This is a genomic window from Acinetobacter sp. TY1, assembly GCF_048551395.1.
In the GTDB taxonomy this organism is placed as follows: Bacteria; Pseudomonadota; Gammaproteobacteria; order Pseudomonadales; family Moraxellaceae; genus Acinetobacter.
Genome location: NZ_JBLYZK010000026.1, coordinates 1 through 20,789, shown reverse-complemented (window position 1 = coordinate 20,789; position 20,789 = coordinate 1). Strand labels below are relative to the sequence as shown.

Annotated in this window: 15 protein-coding genes; 10 read left to right on the top strand and 5 right to left on the bottom strand. The window is 36.6% G+C overall.

Annotated features, from left to right (window positions below; translation table 11 throughout):
- The first annotated feature begins 115 nt into the window (after positions 1-115).
- Together clpB and ACK2M2_RS13105 are read left to right on the top strand one after the other, a co-directional pair.
- A complete protein-coding gene (gene clpB, locus ACK2M2_RS13110) occupies positions 116-2,695 on the top strand; it encodes an ATP-dependent chaperone ClpB (protein ID WP_419349184.1) in 2,580 nt (859 codons plus the stop codon).
- A gap of 193 nt (positions 2,696-2,888) precedes the next feature.
- Positions 2,889-3,359, top strand: coding sequence for a hypothetical protein (locus ACK2M2_RS13105; protein WP_419349181.1), 471 nt, complete (start codon positions 2,889-2,891; stop codon positions 3,357-3,359).
- 80 nt (positions 3,360-3,439) lie between these two features.
- On the opposite strand, the gene rlmKL is transcribed toward ACK2M2_RS13105, so the two are convergent.
- Positions 3,440-5,644: a bifunctional 23S rRNA (guanine(2069)-N(7))-methyltransferase RlmK/23S rRNA (guanine(2445)-N(2))-methyltransferase RlmL gene (gene rlmKL, locus ACK2M2_RS13100; RefSeq protein ID WP_419349178.1), complete on the bottom strand. Its 2,205-nt coding sequence runs from the start codon at positions 5,642-5,644 to the stop codon at positions 3,440-3,442.
- A gap of 454 nt (positions 5,645-6,098) precedes the next feature.
- Here rlmKL and ACK2M2_RS13095 point away from each other — a divergent pair, with 454 nt between their 5' ends.
- The 7 genes from ACK2M2_RS13095 to ACK2M2_RS13065 all read left to right on the top strand — a co-directional run bounded on the left by ACK2M2_RS13095 (position 6,099) and on the right by ACK2M2_RS13065 (position 13,554).
- Positions 6,099-6,482, top strand: a complete 384-nt coding sequence (locus tag ACK2M2_RS13095; protein WP_419349175.1) for a hypothetical protein — start codon at positions 6,099-6,101, stop codon at positions 6,480-6,482.
- Positions 6,483-6,796: 314 nt separating this feature from the next.
- A complete protein-coding gene (locus ACK2M2_RS13090) occupies positions 6,797-7,813 on the top strand; it encodes an aspartate carbamoyltransferase catalytic subunit (protein WP_409511772.1) in 1,017 nt (338 codons plus the stop codon).
- Between the two features lie 9 nt (positions 7,814-7,822).
- Positions 7,823-9,058 carry a dihydroorotase gene (locus ACK2M2_RS13085; protein ID WP_409511771.1) on the top strand — a complete coding sequence of 412 codons (1,236 nt, stop codon included), beginning with the start codon at positions 7,823-7,825 and terminating at the stop codon, positions 9,056-9,058.
- Between the two features lie 131 nt (positions 9,059-9,189).
- Positions 9,190-9,876, top strand: coding sequence for a hypothetical protein (locus tag ACK2M2_RS13080; protein WP_419349172.1), 687 nt, complete (start codon positions 9,190-9,192; stop codon positions 9,874-9,876).
- Positions 9,877-9,977: 101 nt separating this feature from the next.
- The gene (locus ACK2M2_RS13075; protein WP_409511769.1) at positions 9,978-10,880 is read left to right on the top strand and encodes a lysozyme inhibitor LprI family protein; all 903 of its coding nucleotides are present in this window, start codon (positions 9,978-9,980) and stop codon (positions 10,878-10,880) included.
- 195 nt (positions 10,881-11,075) lie between these two features.
- Positions 11,076-12,611 (top strand): OmpA family protein, encoded by a 1,536-nt coding sequence (locus tag ACK2M2_RS13070; RefSeq protein WP_419349168.1) that lies wholly within the window; start codon positions 11,076-11,078, stop codon positions 12,609-12,611.
- Between the two features lie 151 nt (positions 12,612-12,762).
- Positions 12,763-13,554, top strand: a complete 792-nt coding sequence (locus ACK2M2_RS13065) for a Rossmann-like and DUF2520 domain-containing protein (RefSeq protein ID WP_419349165.1) — start codon at positions 12,763-12,765, stop codon at positions 13,552-13,554.
- A 98-nt stretch (positions 13,555-13,652) separates the two neighbouring features.
- On the opposite strand, the gene trmB is transcribed toward ACK2M2_RS13065, so the two are convergent.
- The 4 genes from trmB to ACK2M2_RS13045 form a co-directional block, all read right to left on the bottom strand.
- Positions 13,653-14,369 carry a tRNA (guanosine(46)-N7)-methyltransferase TrmB gene (gene trmB / locus ACK2M2_RS13060; protein WP_419349162.1) on the bottom strand — a complete coding sequence of 239 codons (717 nt, stop codon included), beginning with the start codon at positions 14,367-14,369 and terminating at the stop codon, positions 13,653-13,655.
- Positions 14,370-14,526: 157 nt separating this feature from the next.
- On the bottom strand, positions 14,527-16,446 hold the full coding sequence (locus tag ACK2M2_RS13055; RefSeq protein WP_419349159.1) for a sensor histidine kinase: 1,920 nt from the start codon (positions 16,444-16,446) through the stop codon (positions 14,527-14,529).
- 288 nt (positions 16,447-16,734) lie between these two features.
- Positions 16,735-18,609 carry an ATP-binding protein gene (locus ACK2M2_RS13050; protein WP_419349156.1) on the bottom strand — a complete coding sequence of 625 codons (1,875 nt, stop codon included), beginning with the start codon at positions 18,607-18,609 and terminating at the stop codon, positions 16,735-16,737.
- On the bottom strand, positions 18,606-19,301 hold the full coding sequence (locus tag ACK2M2_RS13045; protein WP_409511763.1) for a LuxR C-terminal-related transcriptional regulator: 696 nt from the start codon (positions 19,299-19,301) through the stop codon (positions 18,606-18,608). Before ACK2M2_RS13045 ends, ACK2M2_RS13050 begins: the two co-directional genes overlap by 4 nt.
- Positions 19,302-19,599: 298 nt before the next feature.
- Between ACK2M2_RS13045 and ACK2M2_RS13040 the strand changes: the two genes are divergently transcribed.
- On the top strand, positions 19,600-20,789 hold a 1,190-nt coding region (locus ACK2M2_RS13040; protein ID WP_419349153.1), incomplete at its 3' end, for an ESPR-type extended signal peptide-containing protein.

Sequence of the window (20,789 nt, the reverse complement as noted above, 5' to 3'; positions counted from 1 at the left end):
AAGATATTGAAAGTAAAAAATATTTTTTAAATTTATTTGCTATTTTTACTTGAAAAGTCCGCAAATGTTCCCATATATGAGTTAAGAACTAAATATGTCATGAGGAATAACAAAAATGAGATTTGAAAAATTTACAAACCGTCTACAGCAAGCATTATCAGATGCACAATCATTGGCAATGGGTAAAGATCATACTGCCATTGAGGGTATTCACATACTTTCTGTATTGTTAGAAGAAGCATCAAATCTAAGCCTATTACAACAGGCAGGTGCAAACTTACCTGAATTAAAAAACCGTTTGCAGCAGGCATTAAATGATGCGGCAACCCTCAGTAATCCGACGGGTGATATTAATTTAAATCCTGAAGCTGTTCGTGCACTCAATTTAGCAGACAGTTATGCACAAAAAGCAGGCGATGAGTTTTTATCGACAGATTGGGTGATTTTAGCACTTGCTGAAACAGGTGTAACCAAAACATTATTGAGCGCAGTTGGTGTTACAACAGACAAACTACGCAAAGCAATTGAAAATATTCGAGGTGGTGAACAAGTTATGGCGAATAACCATGAAGATCAACGTGACTCGTTAAATAAATATACAGTCGATTTAACTGAACGTGCATTGTCAGGCAAGCTTGACCCTGTGATTGGTCGTGATGAAGAAATTCGCCGTACCATTCAAGTATTGTCACGCCGTACCAAAAATAACCCTGTACTCATTGGTGAACCTGGTGTGGGTAAAACTGCGATTGTGGAAGGTTTGGCACAGCGTATTGTCAATGGTGAAGTACCTGAAGGTCTAAAAGGTAAACGTGTACTCTCACTTGACTTAGGTTCATTACTTGCAGGTGCAAAATACCGTGGTGAGTTCGAAGAGCGTCTAAAAGCAGTGCTCAAAGACTTGTCAAAATATGATGGTGAAATCATCTTATTTATTGATGAGTTACATACACTCGTTGGTGCGGGTAAAGGTGATGGTGCAATGGATGCCGGCAATATGCTCAAACCTGCATTGGCACGTGGTGAGTTGCGCTGTGTCGGTGCGACAACACTCGATGAATATCGCCAATATATTGAAAAAGATGCAGCTTTAGAACGTCGTTTCCAAAAAGTATTGGTCGATGAGCCAAGTGTTGAAGACACCATTGCGATCTTACGTGGTTTAAAAGACAAGTATGCAACGCATCATGGTGTACAAATTCTTGATTCTGCGATTATTGCAGCAGCGAAAATGTCGCATCGTTACATCACAGATCGTCAATTGCCCGATAAAGCGATTGATCTGATTGATGAAGCTGCTTCACGGATCAAAATGGAAATTGACTCTAAGCCTGAGCCATTAGATCGTTTAGATCGTCGTTTGATTCAGCTTAAAATGCAGTTAGAAGCGGTAAAAAAAGATGCTGATTCGGTCAGCAAGGCTGAAGTTGAACATCTTGAAAAACAAATTGCTGAGGTTCAAAAAGAATACAGTGATTTGGAAGAAGTATGGATTGCTGAAAAACGTTTAGTTGATGGCACAAACCAAGCGCAGATAGAGTTGGATAAAGCACGTACAGCGTATGAAAAAGCACAACGTGAAGGTGATTTGGCAGAAGCAAGCCGTTTGCAATATGGTGTGATTCCAGAATTGCAAAAACGTTTGAATGAAGAAGAAGTGGCGGAAGTGAATGAAGAGCCGAAACTTATTCGTACCAAAGTCACTGAGAACGAAATTGCGGAAGTAGTGAGTGCGGCAACGGGTATTCCTGTATCGAAAATGCTACAGGGTGAGCGTGAGAAATTACTACAAATGGAGTCTTTCTTACATAACCGTGTGGTTGGGCAAGATGAAGCTGTAGTTGCTGTGTCGAATGCAGTACGCCGTTCTCGTGCAGGATTATCTGATCCGAATCGTCCAAGTGGTTCATTCTTATTCCTTGGACCAACGGGTGTGGGTAAAACTGAATTGACTAAAGCGTTGGGTAATTTCCTATTTGACAGTGATGATGCGATTATTCGTATTGATATGTCAGAATTTATGGAAAAACACTCAGTGAGTCGCTTGGTTGGTGCGCCTCCTGGTTATGTGGGTTATGAAGAAGGTGGTGTTTTAACTGAAGCTGTACGCCGTAAACCATATAGTATTGTGTTATTTGATGAAGTTGAAAAAGCGCATCCTGATGTGTTTAACATCTTGCTACAAGTGTTGGATGATGGTCGCTTAACTGATTCACAAGGTCGTTTGATTGACTTTAAAAACACAGTCATCGTAATGACTTCCAACTTAGGTTCGAGTGATGTACGTGAATTAGGTGAAGGTGCGAGTGAGGATGAAGTTCGTGCGGTGGTAATGAGTGCAGTTTCGCAACATTTCCGTCCTGAATTCATTAACCGTATTGACGAGCTTGTGGTTTTCCATTCGTTGAAAAAATCACAAATCCGTGGCATCGCAGATATTCAGTTAGAACGTTTACGTACTCGTTTAGCTGAACGTGATATTGGTTTACGTATAGATGATCAAGCCTTTGATATTCTGATCGATGCTGGTTTTGATCCTGTGTATGGTGCGCGCCCACTGAAACGTGCCATCCAGCAACAGGTTGAAAATACATTGGCTCAGAAAATCTTAGCAGGTGATTTTACCGCAGGCGATACTATTTTGATTAGTGCCGAAGATGGTAAATTAACTTTCACTAAGCTTAAATTGAGCTAAGTTTAACTTAATATGTAATAAATCAATGCTGTAAATAAAAAAAACCTAGCTTCGGCTAGGTTTTTTATTGTCTAGAATAAGTAATATGCAGAATATTAGTGCCTGTTATCGGGTTGTTAGATCATGTTATTGCAACATATGTCTAAAGTTGGTAGTTTTTTAGACAGGAAGAATAAAAAGTAGAAGGTTGATCATGATGGTCATAGGGATAAATAAACTCAAATACACTCACTTACTTATTGCAGTATTGATGATGGGGAGCTCAACGTCAGTATTTGCAAATAAATTAGATGATCAAAGCCTTTCAGAACAATATGTCGGTTTAGCACAACTCACGCCTATTATTATTAGTTCAGTGAAACAAGATGTTCAACAACCTCTTGATGAACAAAATAATGTACATAATCAAATTGCCAATAAAAGAGCTAATGAGGCAAAAAAAGATGAAATTTATTCAACTGTTTTAACAGATTATGAATGGAAAAAGAAAGATAGAGATTCAAGTAAGCCTGGCGATCGATATGTACGACCACTAACAGGATTTAGATTTATAGACATCAGTGAAAATCCAAATCAACGTCATGATATTCGGGTGACGACGAAAGATACGATAACGCTGTATTCTGGACATGAAATTGACGCTGGCGGTTTGATTAATCGCTAAGTAAAGATAAAAAAACCGATTCAAGACATATTGCCTGAATCGGTTTTTAACACACTTATAGTAAGCGTTATGTGAAACAATTACACAGGATGATGGGTAATTTTCCAAGCACGGTGGATTTTTTGATTACGCTTGAAGTCTAGACCAATGGTTTCATTACTGATTTCTTCAACATTGAACATGGCTTGAACTTCTTCATCCATTTCGAAACCACGATAGTTATTTGAAAAATACAACGTACCGTCTGTCGTTAAACGATTCATTGCGCGTTTTAACAATGAGTTATGATCACGTTGTACGTCAAATGTACCGTAAAACTTTTTAGAGTTTGAGAATGTTGGCGGGTCAATAAAGATCAATTCATATTGTTCATGACCTTCTTTTAACCATTCAAAACAATCGCTTGCAAAGAATTGATGTTGTTGGTCAACATGATCTACCGTCAAACCATTCAAAACAAAGTTTTCTTTAGACCAGTTTAGGTAAGTATTCGATAAATCGACACTTGTTGTACTTGCAGCACCACCTAAAGCGGCATGTACACTTGCTGTTGAAGTATAACTATACAAGTTTAGGAAGTGTTTACCTTTCGCTTCAGCGGCAATACGTAAACGCATTTGACGGTGATCGAGGAACAAACCTGTGTCTAAATAATCAGTTAAATTGATTAAGATTTTTGCTTTGCCTTCTTGCACGATAAAACGCTTCGATGCAGTACTTTGCTTAGCGTACTGTGTTTTACCTTCTTGGCGTGCACGCGTTTTGATGAAAATTGCATCACGACCTAAGCCCGTTACAGCACGAATTGCTTGCAATGCTAAATTAAAACGTTTTTTGGCTTTTTCAGGATCAATAGTTTTTGGTGGTGCATATTCTTGAACATGTAGACGATCACCATATAAATCAATCGCAACATTGAAGTCAGGTAAGTCTGCATCATACAAACGTAAGCAATAAATATTTTCTTTTACAGCCCATTTTTTCAAAGTTTGCATATTTTTTTGCAAACGATTGGCAAATTCAACAGCACCTTCAATTTCTTCAAATTGTTGAGGCTGCCATTCAGCTAAAAATGGACGGCTGACAGTTGCGGGTTTGATCGTACCAAAACGGATGTAAATTGGAAGCTTACCATTCATCAAACGTAAAATTTGTGGATCGTTAAACGCGAGAACGTCGGCTTGTTCAACCGCAGCTGCAATCACGGCTGCATATTGATTTGGGAAGTTTTTCTGTAAGAGTGCAGAAAGCCCAAGATACAAGGCACGGTTCGATGCTTTTTCACCTAAACGCTCACCATACGGTGGATTGGTGACAATCACTGCCGTTTTACCTTCGGCTTGGAAATCAGGCCAATCGGCTAAAGTACGTTCTTCAATTTTAATTTGATCAAGTACAGATTCGAAACCGGCTGCAATAATATTTTGTTTGGTCGCTTTTACCGCTTCCCAGTCTGCATCATAAGCATAAAACTGTGGAAGAGGTTGAGAAAGGGCATGTTGATGACGTTCAGCCGCTTCATTTTTAACAGACATCCATAAATCATGGTCGTGACCATTCCAACCATTGAAACCGAAACGGCGCACAAGACCCGGTGCACGATCTGTCAAAATCATCAATGATTCAATAATGAAAGTACCTGAACCACACATTGGATCTAAAAAAATGTCAGGATTACGGTCTTTTACGCCTGCTTTTTGCAAGATGGCAGCAGCAAGGTTTTCCTTAATTGGTGCATCAGTCATGTAGTGGCGATAACCACGTTTATGCAGTGAATCACCTGATAAATCTAAGCAATAGGTGTGTTCTGTTTTACCTGCAAGGGCATAAATGGTAATTTCAGGCTGTTTAATGTCGATACTTGGGCGTTTACCCACAGCTTCCATAAACGAGTCGACGATACCGTCTTTTACGCGTAAGGTAGCAAATTGTGAGTTTACTTTAATCTCACGCTCTATATGTAGGCGAACCGCAAAAGTACTTTGTGGTGCAAAAATAAGTGACCAATCAAAGTTCATTGCGCCTTCGTAAAGCTCTTCTGCAACATCACGAGCATCATGCGTAAAATCAAGCTCATGCACATGAATAGGCGTCAATACACGAGAAGCAAGGCGTGACCACATACATACACGGTACGCATCTTCAAGCTTGCCTTTAAAGATTAAACGTCCAGGAAATTTTTCAATGTTTTGAATCCCTAAACCTTGAATTTCTTCTTGCAGTAAGGTTTCTAGTCCATCTGCACAGGTAACCCAATATGTAGAAAGACGTGGTTTTGAATTCATGAAAATTTCCAGGAGAAAAAAGCAATCGGTTATTTTAGCGTATTTTGATGATGAAAACTTGACGAATGCGTGATCAAAGATCATTTTTTAAGAAATTACTTTAAATTTGGAACATTGTTGATTGATATGCTTGGAATTTAGACATAGTCCAAATCTTTTTTTTTTATCTTTATAAAAAAGAACACTTATGTTCGCTTGAATGATTTTAATAGAGCAATAATTTTAATATCGTCATGGGTTTTGTATTAATCCTGATTTCACTACAAATGTGTTGGGTACATTTTATGAGTAAATGATATTTGAAGTTTTGAGTGATTGTTATTCTTAATTGTTCATTGATTAATGTTGATTCTCTAAAATATTGGTACGTAAATTGCTTAAATAATTATCGTATTTTATCAAGCGAATTATTAGTTATTTTGCTTGAATTTAAAAATAAATCTTTGGGGGTTCTATGCAAGATACAATTCAAGACGTAACAAATACAGGATTTATTGCACATTCAGATGCATTTTCGATAGCAACTTTAATGTACGCCCGTATGCGTCGTGTGGCAGGGCGGATGATTGATGTCATGTATTTGGTGGAAAATAAGGCTTATGCAGGCTATATCATTCAACATGCAGCACTCTTACAGGATGAAGAATTAGATCGATTGATTAATCGCTTACAAGCTTTAATTTTAAAAGAAAGCCAGATTGAGATTCATGATGAAGATGATTTTGTTCAAAATAAAGAAAATCTAGAAACTTTCTCGGAATCAACAGGACAGTCAGAAGTCACAAATGAAGAATATCAGGCGCAAGTTTCACATCACTATATTGGTGCATTACGTTAATTTTAATTCTTTATGCACTTCAATTGGACAGGAATATCGAAGTGCATGATATAGATATTGCTGATTATAATATGTGAGCATATTTAATATATTACCTATATTTATTTGAATTTTATGTACATATTTATTTGAGTGTAATGATTAAGCATACTCAAAAATAAGAAAAGCTGAATTTATGTTTCTAAAATGATATTTAATTTATCTTATTGAAATGTATTGTCATTATTTTTATTGATCCTGATTGGTGAAAAGTTCGTCTGCTATTGGAAATGAATCTCTGTATAATGCATTAACTTAACAATAAGGAATCTCTCATGCACTTGGCGGCATTGCATACACCGAGTCAGATTCAACTCAATCAAGATGGAAATTTAAAACACTTCCTCACCATCGAAGGTCTTTCTAAAGAAACACTGACAAAAATATTGGACACGGCACAGTCCTTTTTTAATGACCAAAATCAGCTAATTAACAATAATTTGCTTGAAGGTCGTACAGTGATGAACCTTTTCTTTGAAAATTCAACACGTACCCGTACCACTTTTGAAGCCGCTGCAAAACGCTTATCTGCCAATGTTTTGAATATTGATATTGCTCGTTCGAGTACATCTAAAGGTGAAACATTACGTGATACCTTGTGGAATCTTGAAGCAATGGCGGCAGATATTTTTGTAGTACGTCATTCATCTTCAGGTGCAGCACATTTCATTGCTAAAGATGTCTGTCCAGATATTGCAATCATTAATGCAGGTGATGGTCGACATGCCCATCCAACGCAAGCGATGTTGGATATGCTGACCATTCGCCGTGAAACTAAAAAGAAATTTGAAGATCTCTCTGTTGCTATTATTGGTGATATTAAACATTCGCGTGTTGCACGTTCAGATGTTGCTGCATTGCAAACATTGGGTTGCACCGATATTCGTGTAGTTGCGCCAAATACTTTGCTACCGTATGGTTTTACTGAATATGGTGAAGGTGTTCGTTTATTCAATAATATGGAAGACGGTATTCGTAATTGTGATGTGATCATTACTTTGCGTATTCAAAATGAACGGATCGATTCTCCTGCATTGGCTTCACAAGCTGAATTTTACAAAATGTATGGTTTAAACAAAGAACGTTTAGCTTTGGCAAAACCAGATTGTATCGTGATGCATCCAGGGCCAATGAACCGTGGTGTAGAAATTGACTCAAGTATCGCTGATGGTGCACAGTCGGTCATTTTGCATCAGGTGACCAATGGTATTGCCGTGCGCATGGCAGTGCTTGCCCTATCTATGCAAGGGCAGTTACAGGAAAAAGGTTTGTTAGATGCGATTGTGGGATAAGGTGAAGTCATGAGTATTGTAAAAATTGAAAATGTTCGTGTCCTTGATCCGATCAAAAAAACGGATACAGTCGAAACGGTTTATATTGAAAATGGTCACCGTGTCGAAGCAAATGAAAACATCGCTGAAACAATTGATGGTCAAGGCAAATGGCTGATGCCAACCATGGTGGATTTGTGTGCACGTTTACGTGAACCAGGTCAACAGCAACATGGAACGCTCAAATCTGAAGGTAAGGCTGCCCGTGAAAATGGGATTTTGCATGTAATTACTCCACCAGATTCAAAGCCAATTGTTCAAGATAATGGTGCATTGATTCATGGCTTAGTTGAAAAAGCCATGTTGGATGGTGGTATCTATTTGCAAGTAATTGGTGCGCAAACACAAGGCTTAAAAGGCAATCAACCTGCAAATATGGCGGGCTTGAAAAAAGGTGGTTGTACCGCCGTGACCAATGCCAATGAAGCTTTTGCCAATGATGATGTTGTGATTCGTTCACTTGAATATGCCGCGGGTTTAGACATGACCGTGGTGTTTTATGCAGAAGAACACCAAATTGCCAAAGATGGCTGTGTACATGAAGGCTTTATGGCTTCACGTCAGGGCTTGCCGACTATTCCTGCTTTGGCAGAAACCATTGCAATTGCCAAATATTTGTTAATGATTGAAGCGACGGGCGTGCGTGCACACTTTGGTTTATTGTCATGTGGTGCGTCGGTTGAGCTAATTAAAGCTGCGAAAGCTAAAGGGTTACCTGTAACTGCAGATGTTGCGATGCATCAACTACATTTAACTGATCAGTTGATTGATGGATTTAATTCGTTGGCACATGTGCGTCCACCATTACGTTCTGAATCTGATAAAGAATTGTTACGTCAAGGTGTGAAAGAAGGAGTGATTGATGCAATTTGTACTCATCATGAACCACTCAGTAGTTCCGCAAAAATGGCACCATTTGCAGAAACTCAACCAGGCTTTACTGCATTTGATAGTTATATTCCATTTGGGATTCAGTTGGTCAATGAAGGTTTGTTCACACCTTTAGAATGGGTTGAAAAAGTGACCATTAAACCTGCACAAGTTGCGAACATGGCCGAACAATGGGCGCAAGAAGCAGGTCTAGTACTGATCGATCCAACGACTGAATGGGTTTTGAGCAAAGACAGTATTATTTCTCAAGGAAAAAATACGCCTTTAATCAATCAGCAAGTAATCGGTAAAGTGGTTAAAACATTTACAGCTTAATAGTTTTATTTACTTTTTAGTTTTGCGCTTCTCATCTTTAAAGTCAACTTCGGTTGGCTTTTTATTTATTGTGACCTAATTGTTATTTTATTTTGATTTATGTAAAATAATGTAATAAAGAGGGCATATATATGAAACTAAAAACATTTTTACTAATTTCTTCACTTTCTGTTGTTTTATCTGGGTGTAATAGTATTTTCTCAAAACATGTAAAGTGTGATGATGAAAGTGGTCTAAAATTAGTCGAAGAAGTTTTACGTGAAGACTTAAATAAATTATTAGAAAATGAGTTAAAAGGTTTTATTCAGCGTGGTGAGATTAAAGATTTAGATCCTGCAAAACTAAAATTATCTGCTCAAAGTGTCCAGTTCAAATTAGTTGATAGCCGAACAGATCATATTGATCCTGATAGCACTAAAACAACATGTTCATTAGATTTAACGGTGAATATACCTTCGGATCTTGTGAAAAAGTCGGATGAAGCGAGAACGAAAGTCGGGTTTGATACTGTTGAAGCTCAGGCATTAAAAGAGGATATTGATTATATTGCCGGTAAAATTAGTAAAGATTTGCAATACACTCTTCAACCGACAGATAAGGGAGATAAGGTTATTGCATCTGTGACAGATACTAATGTGATTAGAAAATTTATTTCAGATACTTTGTTGTATGCTTTTTTAAAGCCGCAGATTGAAAAAAATCAGATAAATCAATCTTCAAGAAATTATTCTGAAAAAGAAAATGCAATGATTCAATCACGTACAGAAGCACATGAAGCTGAATATTCGGAAGGTGGTGAGTATTATGAAGGCGAATAATAATTATAAACCATAATTTTTAGATGCATTATGGTTAGTTGATAAAATATGAATCAAATTTAAAGAAACTTTAAAAGATCATTGAATATTGTGGAAACGTTATGAAATATAAAATTTTAGCTTTATTGTGCAGCACTTTGATGTTTGTTGGATGTGATCAAGTGAAGTCCATGACAGGTGGTGGAGTATCATGTAGCAATGAAACAGCCAAAGAGCTAGTTGTAGAAACATTTAGTAAAAGTGTAAGCAATTCTGCCGCTGAGCGAGTGAAGGCATTAATCTCTGAAGAAAATATTACGATTGATATGGGGAAACTTCGCGCTGCATTGAAACAAATTACATTTAATGTCACAGATGTTCGAACCAACTCATCAGACCCAAACAGTAAAAAAGAATACTGTGCGACACAATTTATTGTGAATGTCCCAGGACAAATGATTAAAGATGCTGATGCTGCAAGGGCTGTCTACAATGAGAATAATATTGCTCAAGCAGCGGTTTTATCGGATTTGACACTTGAAGCGAACCAATTAAAAAAAGAACTAGAATATATTGTCCAACCAACGGATGATGGTAAGAAAGTTTATGTAACTTTAGAGAATCCAGATGCATTAGCAATTTTTGTTCGCGATATTGCTATAGATTCTTTACTTAAATCTGCAAGACAAAATGCTGCAGAAGTTGCTCATCAGGAGCAAATGAAGGAAGAGGCACAAGCGAATGCCGATGCCGAAGAGTATCAAGCTATTTTAGTCAGTGAGGCTCAAGCTAATTTAGACAAAGCGAATGAAAATTTGAATCTCGTTTGGAATGCAACAACAGCCGATATTCGTAGTCAATTATTGGATGAGCAACGATTGTGGTTAAAAAAACGTGAGTTGGAATGTAAGCTTGAAAGTAGTGGTACGGATAATCCCGAAGTTTATCATTTGAATTGTCAAACCAATATGACAACTCAACGTACTGCTGAATTACGACAAAAAATTTATAATCTGGAACCTTAAAGTCATTTAGATTTATTATTTTTAGTTCGGAGTGAAAGTCAACTTTGGTTGGCTTTTATTTTTTAAAACAGCAACGAATTGAATTACAAAAATTAATAATATTCATAAAAATTTAAGCACATAATGTTGCAGTTATAGACAAATATATGAATTGAATCTCGAAAAAAATAAAATTTTTGATATGAGGAACACTACATGGATCTGCTCGCGCTTTTAAAAGATCGTGTTACACCAATGTTAATGACGAGTGAGACATCGGATATCGATGCAAAAAAATATGCACTCGAACAATTTTACCCATTTTTATTGACAGCATTGAAAGCTAAACCTGAGTGGATTAGTATATTTCAAAATAATTTGAATCCACGTTTAAGTGATATTTTTTCAGGGCATACTGAGCTAAAAGATCAATTTTTGGCAGCAATTAGTCAAACCGCATCACCAAATGATGTCGAGTTATTATTGAATCGTTCTATACCACCTGTTTTAAATACAATTGAAGATGAAGCTGGTTCTCGTGATCCGGTGGTCATACAGCATTATTTAAGCCAAAAGCATGAGGGTGATCATCCTAGTCTTGCGCCGTGGGCACAGGCAATTTTGGGCGCGATTGGACTAGGTGGGCTTGCGACCACAGCTCAAGCCACTGTAGCAAGTTTAGGTCAACCAACACTGAATGTTGCTAAAAATGTTGATGAAGCTCTGGTTATACCAAATGAATCTGTAGTGGAGCCGATTGTACCTGTAAGCCCTGAGCCAACAGTTGCACATTCGACAGTTGAACCCACTCCTGCAACGGTACAAAAAAAATCTAATGGCGGCTTCTGGTCTGCTTTAGTAGCATTAATTATTTTGTTGTGTCTGGCTTTTTGGGGTTTACGTAGTTGTAAAAATAATGATGTACAAACAACTCCTGTACAAACCAATCAATCAGGAGCAATAACTGCGCAAAATGATTCAATTTTTATATTATCAACCGATGATAAGGGGCAGCTACAAAGCTGTCAGGCAAATATTGGTGATGCAAGCTTCATTGCGAGTTTACAACAGCAAATTAAACAACTGTTTAGCCATCCAACAGGTTGTGTAACGGGTACAGAAGGTTTTACTTCAGCACTTGTTGATCAAGAAGCTTTTGCTGGTGTATTGAATCTGATTAAAGGCGTACCAGGTGTTTCATTGACTTGGACGGGGAATACTCTGAGCTTGAAAGGTACAGATGCGGTAATTTTACAAAAATTAGCCACACAAATTCAACCTTTGTTAAAAACAGCACATGTTCAATTAGACCAACCCCTTGATATTAATACAGCAGTAAATTCAAGTATTGATCAAGCCCAACAAGCGATGACTGCAATTAATCCTGCACAAGCTCAGCCGCAAGATATTGTAAAAGCATTGAACTTACAGATTATTAATTTTGCTAGTGGCTCAAATGTTATTCCCGAAGCGAATAAGGCTGTTTTAAATCAAGCAGCAACGTTGATGAAACCATTACCGAACGCTCAGCTTGTGATTAATGGTTATACCGATTCGGTCGGTAATGCCGATTCAAACAAAGTTTTATCACAAAAACGTGCACAGGCTGTGGCTGATTATTTAGTGGCTCAGGGTGTTGATGGATCAAAATTGACAGTACAAGGTTTTGGTCAAGAAAATCCTGTTGCAGATAATACAACCAAAGAAGGACAATTTAAAAACCGTCGTATTGCATTTGATGTTATGCAGTAATTGATATGAAGTAGGCGACATTTTGATGTTTTTCCATAATTTTAATGAGTGAATAGCAGATGTAACGTAAGATAAAGGGATGGGTCATACCACCCCTTTCTTTTTGAAAGTTGAAAAATTGGGATGGGGTAAAGTGTTTGAAGGATGAGTGATGCGTATTAGTTTGATTGGTTCGGGGCGAGTGGCGACACATTTAGCAAAAGTTTTGGCACGATCATATCAGATTGTGCAAATTTATAGTCGTCAGTACACACATGCTGAGCAGCTCGCAGAAAAAGTGAAAGCACAAGCTGTAAATCAAATTGAGTATATTCAATCGGATATTGATTTACTCATTATTGCCGTGAGTGATCAGTCTATTGCACAGGTGATTGAGCAAGTTGCAAAATACTTACCTAATGTATTGACTGTACATACCTCAGGAAGTACGGATTTATGCGTATTGACTCAGTTTCATACACGATCTGGGGTATTTTATCCTTTGCAAACATTTAGTTTAGAACGAGAAGTTGATTGGTCAACTACACCACTTTTTGTCGAAGCAAGTACAGCGCAAGATTTAGCAATTTTAAATGATTTAGCGCAAAGTTTAAGCCAAAGCGTGTATTTGTATTCTTCGGCACAACGTTTGAGTTTGCATTTGGCTGCAGTATTTGCCTGTAATTTTAGTAATTATTGTTATGACATGGCAAAACAAGTCACCGATGCACAGCAAGTTGATTTTAGCTTGCTCTATCCATTAATCCTAGAAACTGCGCACAAAGCAACACAAAATGATCCTCGAAGGATGCAGACAGGTCCTGCAATGCGTGGTGATCAGCATATTTTACAAATGCACCAAACCATGCTTGAAAGTGCTCGGCAAGATGAATTGAAAAGTGCATATACATTATTGAACGAGCAGATTTTACAGCGTCATCAAGCTCAAGATGGTGTTTATTGAGCTATTGAAAATCAAAAAAATAGCTGTTAAATGAAGGTTAAGGTATAAAAAAGAGCAGTATAGAACTGCTCTTTTTTATACCTTAGGTTTAAGTGAAATTAATTGATTTTCTTAAAGTAGAAATCATTAATTTTATGACCTGATTCAAGACCACGACGCTCAAATTTAGTTTGTGGACGCCAATCTGGACGAGGGTAGCTATTGCCTTTACCTGCTACATTTTCTAGACGTGGACGGTTATCTAAGACATCAAGCATCCATTCAGCATACGGTTCCCAGTCTGTTGCTGCATGGAATGTACCGCCCATCTCTAATTTTTCTTCAATGAGTGGCATACGGTCATGTGAAACGAAACGACGTTTGAAGTGGCGTTTTTTCTGCCATGGATCAGGGAAATAGAGTTGAACGGCATTGATGCTGTTATCAGGCATTTCACGTAGAACTTGGATGGCATCGGCATCTAATACACGAAGGTTAGTGACTTCTGCAACACTTGCTTCATAGATGCATTGAGCAATACCTGGAATATGAACTTCAATCCCGACGAAGTTACGTTCAGGATTGGCTTTAGCCATAAGCACCAATGAACGTCCCATACCAAAACCGATTTCTACAGTCAGTGGGCGTTCAGGATGTTCAAAATGTTGACGTAAATCGCCAACAGGATATTCCAAAATTAAATGACCATATTGTTCAAGCGCAGTGCGTTGCGATGTGTTCAATGGAGAAGAACGGCGCATAAACGTTACAATTTCACGTTGCTCGTGTAAATCGTCCAGTTCAACAACTTGCGAATCTAATTGATCGTTCGACATAACTCTGGCATATCTAAAAAGGAAAACGGTATTTTAAGACCTGAGCGGTGCAAGTCAATTATTTTAATATTTGAAGTGTATTTTATTGGAAAATGATTGTTGCCCTTATGAAGGTAAAAGTTGATTTTGAAGTTATATGTCGATAATTTTTAAAACCTTAAATTTGAAAGTTAGATATATGAAAATCATCTGGTTTTTTAATATTCTGCTGTTCTAAATCAGTTGTTTTTCTTGGTAAAATCACTTGAATAGTGGTTTTACCAATTTCAGATTCGAGGTTAAATTGTCCCCCAATTTTTTGTACACGAGTTAGCATACTTTGTAAGCCGATATGTAGGCCTTGTTCAACAGCATCAGGATTAAACCCAATACCATTGTCTGTAATTTCAAGAATGAGTTGTTGTTCATTTTCAATAAATGCAACGCAAATTTCAGTTGCTTGGCTGTGTTTAATGACATTGGTGAGTGCTTCTTCAATAATGCGAGAGAGTGTTAAACATTGAATTGCAGATGGTGCATACATCCATGTATTGGCAAAAGTCCATTTAGAATCAATGTTTAACTCCTCAAAGAGCTGTACAAAACGATGACGCATAGGCGCAACCCATAAGATTGGATCGTCGGCGATTTGTACGCTTGCACTTGAACCAGAATCGATAACTTGGCGTAAATCACTACGTAATAATTTTAAAATGGATATCATTTGATTTTTATCAACTTTTTCATTGTGATCAAGCAGAATCATAGAGCGAACAATTGAGCCACCTAAGCCATCATGTAAGTCATGAGAGAGGTGAATGCGCTCTTGTAAGCGGGCATTTTCTAACGCAAGTTGATGTTGAGCATTGAGTGAAATACTTAGAGATTCTTTAGCTTGAATTATAGAGTCCTCAAGTGTTTTATTAAATTCTTGAATGTATTTGTTATGATTGGCAAGACGTAAGGCTAAAATAAAACCAATTAAAAGTGTATTTATGGGCGATGTATAAGGTGAAAGAATCATACCCTCTAAAGTCAGCATATAATGTGCATCATTGATTGCGATTGGGATAAAAAATAAATATTGTACTGCTAAAACATATGACTCTTTAATTTTTGATTTATAAGCAATATATGGGTATGTGAAGCACTTCATTAAAAAAATAATAACGGCAATTGTGAATGTTACAGGGAGAAGTTTAGGTATGATTTCGTCTGGAGCACTACAAACGAGAATAATCACGATGACATTGAATGTGAATAATGAGCGTTCAATCCATTTGAATTTACGCTGTGCAAAGCGCCATGCGGCAAGACAGCCTGCTGTTGTATACATACAAAAAATAATGTTGATTAATTTATCAACAGAAAGGCTTGAAAGGTTGAAGATAGGTTCATTGTAAATCACTAATCCGCTATAAATTACCCATAAAAATGATACGGCACTAAACCACTTAAAAGCAGTATCTTTCGGTATAAATAGCCAAACCATTAAACATAGAAATCCTACTACCATATTAATCATGATATTAAAGATGGGTAGTGTTTGTTTTTCAAGGCATTGGTGTTTATAAATGGGCATCATTTTGGCATGCTCACCAAGCCAAATTTGTCCAAGACCGGATTGTTGTGTTGGCGTACCAATGACTTGAATCAGTAATATATTTTTTCCTTGCTGTAGTCCTGAAGAGTTTAAAATCCAATAACGAGGTTGATGCCAACTTCGCGATAGAGGCTCATGTATAGATTGGTCTTGCCAGACAAAATCACCATTACTGTAAAGAGCGCCAGCCATATTGATATTCGAAATGACAAGTGTGATCGGTAATTTTTTATCCGTTGGGCATTGATATGACCATTGCACTTGATACCATGTACTGCCACTGTATTCAGGCCAGCGTTTACGCCATAAATCGGGCAATGTTTTGATGGAACTCCAACCATTGGCAGGAAGTTGATCTAAGTTTTTTGCATTTGATTTTATAGCTTGGATCGATTGAATATTGGTTTGGCATGTTTCAGCTTGTGCAAATGATTTTATTGGGAGTAATGCTAGAAACAACAAAGAAATAAAACTGAGACGATAAAAAAGACTCAATTTTATATCGTTCTGCTGATTAGGTCGCAAGGAATTCCCCCTTATTTAAACGTATAAATTATATTGATCAGTATCTTAAAAGGTATGCTGATTTTTATATGCAGATAAAATATGTCGAAGTATTTAAGGCAATGGTAATTTTTATTGGCAAGTTAGCATCTGTGTATAATTTAGAACACTATTGCATTTAAATTGTTGACTAAAATTTCTACGATCTATTGTGTGAGTATTTTTAAGAGCGTAATCTTAAATGCATAATATGTAAAGATATTGTACTTAAGTATTATTCTACTTTAATGGTAGAATTGCTCTTATTACCGTGAGTCCTTTTACTGAACTGATTTGAAAATCGCCACCTAGACGTTTGATTCTAACCTGCATACTTTGAAGTCCCACATGCAGTCCTTCTTGTACAAGGTCAACGATAAATCCCTGCCCATTATCTTTAATTTCTAAAATAATCTTCTTTTGCTGATCTTCAATTAAAGAGACTTCAACATCGGTTGCTTGACTATGTTTTACAATGTTGGTTAATGCCTCTTCAGCAACACGTAATAGCGTTAAACAATTTAAAGCTTGCGGTTTAGTAACCCAATAACTAGAGAAAATCCAAGTAGATTCAATATTCATTTCTTCAAATAATTGTACAAAACGATGCCTTAAAGGCGCGATCCACATTATTGGACTCTCAGGAACTTTAACACCTAAACTTGAACCTGAGTCAATAACTTGTCTTAAGTCATTTCGCAATAATTTAAACATAGAAAGTACTTGATTTTTCTCTATAGTTTCAGAGTGATCGAGTAAAATCATTGAGCGTACTAATGATCCGCCTAAACCATCGTGTAATTCATGTGAAAGATTTAAACGTTCTTGTAGACGCATATTTTCGATTTCAAGTTGATATTTTTTATCTAAAGATTGTTCTAAATCAAAACTGACTTTTTCTACTGTTTCTTCAAGTATTTGGTTAAATTTTTCTATGCGAACAACATCTTGAGAGATTCGATAAGCTAAAATGAAAGAAAAAGCGATACTGGTAATAGGTGCCGCGAAGGGTGTCCAAGGTAACTGATTAGAATGATTAATTAGAATGATTAAGTCATGGAGGATAATGACTAAAAAACTTATAAAAATCACCGTAAGCCATAAAACATCCTTTTGGCGGTTTTTGTAGGCAATCCATTGAAAAAATATACAATTTAAAATAAATATGAAGCTCGAAAAATAGAAACTAAAAGCAAATACTGGTTGTAAATAGGTAGTGGGTGTTATAAGTAAAATTACTGTCAGAATAAAAGTGATCGAAAAAAGTAAAAATTCAAGTTTTTTAAAGTGCTGATGTGCAAAGCGCCATGAAAATAAGCATAGGCAACCAGTATAAGCAAGTAAAAAGATAAGATTTACCCGGGCAGTAAGCAGACTATTAGAAAAAGGAAATGGCTCAAGGGCAATAAAATTATAAGCAAAACATCCCCAAAATAATGAAGTTAATGCAAACCAACCATAAGCTTTTTCTTGACGGCGAAATGCCCAAATAATAAAACTAATAGTTCCAACAACAAATGTGATAATAATATTAATAAAAATTAATGTTCTACGTTCAAATATTAATTGTTCTGTTTCATTGATAATGTTTTGAGCGAGACCAAATTTGAGTTGACCTAAACCAGATTGTTGTGAATTTATCCCAGTGACACGAACTAAAATTTCATTTTGCTCATGTTGTAAGAAAGCTGAAGGTAAAATCCAATAGCGTGGCATATTCCAGCTACGTGAAAGTGGTTCTTGTAATGATTTATCTTGCCATAAAAGCTGATTATTACTGTAAACAGCACCTGCTAAAGTAATACGTTCAATTAAAAATGCAATTGCTTGATTCTGATCTTGGCATTGGTGTTGCCAAATAATTTTATACCAAGCTGTACCCGTGTAGTTTTTCCAGCGAGTCTCCCAATTATCAGGTAATTTTACGTTCTCCCAACCCTGCTGTGGAATTTTCATGGAGTTATTGGGAGCTTGGGCAACTTGCGTACTTATGATTTTAAATTTGCAAAGCTTATTTGAATCATAAGGTTGATGTGTTTCTAAAGGCTGAGCAAGCGCAATGTTATTAATTAAACAAACAAGAATGAAGAACAATTTAAAGAGTCTTGAAATCAATCGAGTAATCCTAAATTTCGCGCTGTATCCACAGCTTTGGAGCGATTCCGTACAGCAAGTTTTCGATAAATATGTTTAATATGGGACTCAACTGTATAGCGTGATAAGTTTAAATGGTTGGCAATTTCTTTATTGCTTAAACCTTGTGAGACCAATTCAAGAATTTCCAGTTCACGTTTTGATAGCATTCCTTCATTTTCTAATGCGAGGGCATTTTTTTCTACTGTACTGGTGATATTATTTTCATTGAATTGTAATTGTTTTAATATTTTTTGAGCAATAAATGGATCAATTGGAGCTCCGCCACGCAAAATACTACGAATAGAAAATGTAATTTCTAAATCATCACGCTCTTTTAAAACGTAGCCCGTTGCACCAGAACTTAGTGCATTGAAGATAGCATCCTCAGTACTCCATGCAGAGATCACCAAAATGGGAATGGTAGGATCATATTTGTTTAAAGTACTTATAAACTCTATACCATTACCATCTGGTAAGTTTAAATCAACCAATGCAAAAGATACAGAATGCTTCTCTAACAGTGCTCGTGCAATTGCAATATTTTGAGCAAAATAAAGGTCTTCTGATTGATATCCTAAATTATAAAGTATTTCTTTTAAACGTATTTGTATAAGTGGTTCATCTTCCACAATAATGACGGGTACAGGTAAACTTAAATCATTGTTAGGCATATTAAAAACTTCTAATATATTGTTTTATACTGTGGCATGTGACCAAAATAATTACTATCCCTAATATTGGGTATTTGATATTTAAACAAGACTATTTTTACACTATTTTAGTGGGTAAGTTTTCATTATATTTTAGGATAAACAAGAACAAAGTCCTATTTTTTTATTAATTTTTCTAATATTTCTTTTTATTTTTTTTAACTATATAGGCGAAAAATACCCAATCAAAGGGATAAATGATTCTTTTATAACATGCTCAAATTGGAAATATCTTTAGTTTTCCATTGTGGGGAATGTTATGAATAAAGTATTTAAAGTCATTTTTAATAAATCACTTGGACGTATGGTGATTGTATCTGAAAATGCAAAAAGTCACGGAAAGGCAAAATCAACGCAAAATACAAAAAATCAGTCAGTAGCATCTAAAATAAAAGTCATTAAACCGCTTATTGTAATAAGTAGTCTATTTTTAAGCCCGTATGTTTTTGCAGGAAATATTGTACAGAGTCTTGCTTGTTCAAATAATACTATGCCGGGTATACAACTTACTTTTCGAATTAATGGCAGTAATGCTAGTGCGCAATATATAGGTGGTAGTTATCCAAGTAGTGCAATTGCCGACTTTGCAGATAACGCCGTATCTATTGGGAGTGATTGTAGTAATTTAAATTGGGCATTAAGTAATGCTGTTGCTATAGGTGGTGCAGCTGCATCTATTTCTGGAGTTGCAATAGGAACCGGTGCTTTAGCTTATGATGAATATAATGTGGCAATGGGTTCTCAAGCAAAAGCAAGAGGCAAAAATAGTGTTGCTTTAGGCGCAAATTCAGTTACAGACCGTGCCAATACTTTTGCTGTCGGGAGTGAAACGAATTTACGTCAAATTACGAGTGTTGCAGAAGGAACACAAGCCACAGATGCTGTCAATAAAAAGCAAATGGATGATTCGGTTGGAGTCATCAATGGTCGAGTAACGACAGAAGTTGGAACGCTGAATACGCGTATAGGAACAGAAGTCGGTACGTTAAATACAAGAATGACATCTGAAGTTGGCACATTGGATGGAAAAATTGCCACCAATAGTAATGCGATTAGCACTTTAGATGGTCGAGTAACGACAGAAGTTGGCACGCTGGATACGCGTATAGGAACAGAAGTTGGCACGTTAAATACAAGAATGACATCTGAAGTTGGCACATTGGATGGAAAAATTACCACCAATAATAATGCAATTACAGCTTTAGATGGCCGTGTAACAACAGACGTTGGCACATTGAATACCCGTATCGGTAATGAAGTCAGCACATTAGACGGAAAAATCACGACTAATAGCAATGCGATTTCAGGTTTGGATGGTCGTGTGACTACAGAAGTTGGCACGTTAAATACAAGAATGACATCTGAAGTGGGTACATTGGATGGAAAAATTACCACCAATAATAATGCAATTACAGCTTTAGATGGCCGTGTAACAACAGACGTTGGCAC

Excerpts from the sequence above, each read along its gene's own strand:
- clpB (WP_419349184.1), top strand. The coding sequence starts at position 116 with ATGAGATTTGAAAAATTTACAAACCGTCTACAGCAAGCATTATCAGAT.
- ACK2M2_RS13105 (WP_419349181.1), top strand. The coding sequence starts at position 2,889 with ATGATGGTCATAGGGATAAATAAACTCAAATACACTCACTTACTTATT.
- rlmKL (WP_419349178.1), bottom strand. The coding sequence starts at position 5,644 with ATGAATTCAAAACCACGTCTTTCTACATATTGGGTTACCTGTGCAGAT.
- ACK2M2_RS13095 (WP_419349175.1), top strand. The coding sequence starts at position 6,099 with ATGCAAGATACAATTCAAGACGTAACAAATACAGGATTTATTGCACAT.
- ACK2M2_RS13090 (WP_409511772.1), top strand. The coding sequence starts at position 6,797 with ATGCACTTGGCGGCATTGCATACACCGAGTCAGATTCAACTCAATCAA.
- ACK2M2_RS13085 (WP_409511771.1), top strand. The coding sequence starts at position 7,823 with ATGAGTATTGTAAAAATTGAAAATGTTCGTGTCCTTGATCCGATCAAA.
- ACK2M2_RS13080 (WP_419349172.1), top strand. The coding sequence starts at position 9,190 with ATGAAACTAAAAACATTTTTACTAATTTCTTCACTTTCTGTTGTTTTA.
- ACK2M2_RS13075 (WP_409511769.1), top strand. The coding sequence starts at position 9,978 with ATGAAATATAAAATTTTAGCTTTATTGTGCAGCACTTTGATGTTTGTT.
- ACK2M2_RS13070 (WP_419349168.1), top strand. The coding sequence starts at position 11,076 with ATGGATCTGCTCGCGCTTTTAAAAGATCGTGTTACACCAATGTTAATG.
- ACK2M2_RS13065 (WP_419349165.1), top strand. The coding sequence starts at position 12,763 with ATGCGTATTAGTTTGATTGGTTCGGGGCGAGTGGCGACACATTTAGCA.
- trmB (WP_419349162.1), bottom strand. The coding sequence starts at position 14,369 with ATGTCGAACGATCAATTAGATTCGCAAGTTGTTGAACTGGACGATTTA.
- ACK2M2_RS13045 (WP_409511763.1), bottom strand. The coding sequence starts at position 19,301 with ATGCCTAACAATGATTTAAGTTTACCTGTACCCGTCATTATTGTGGAA.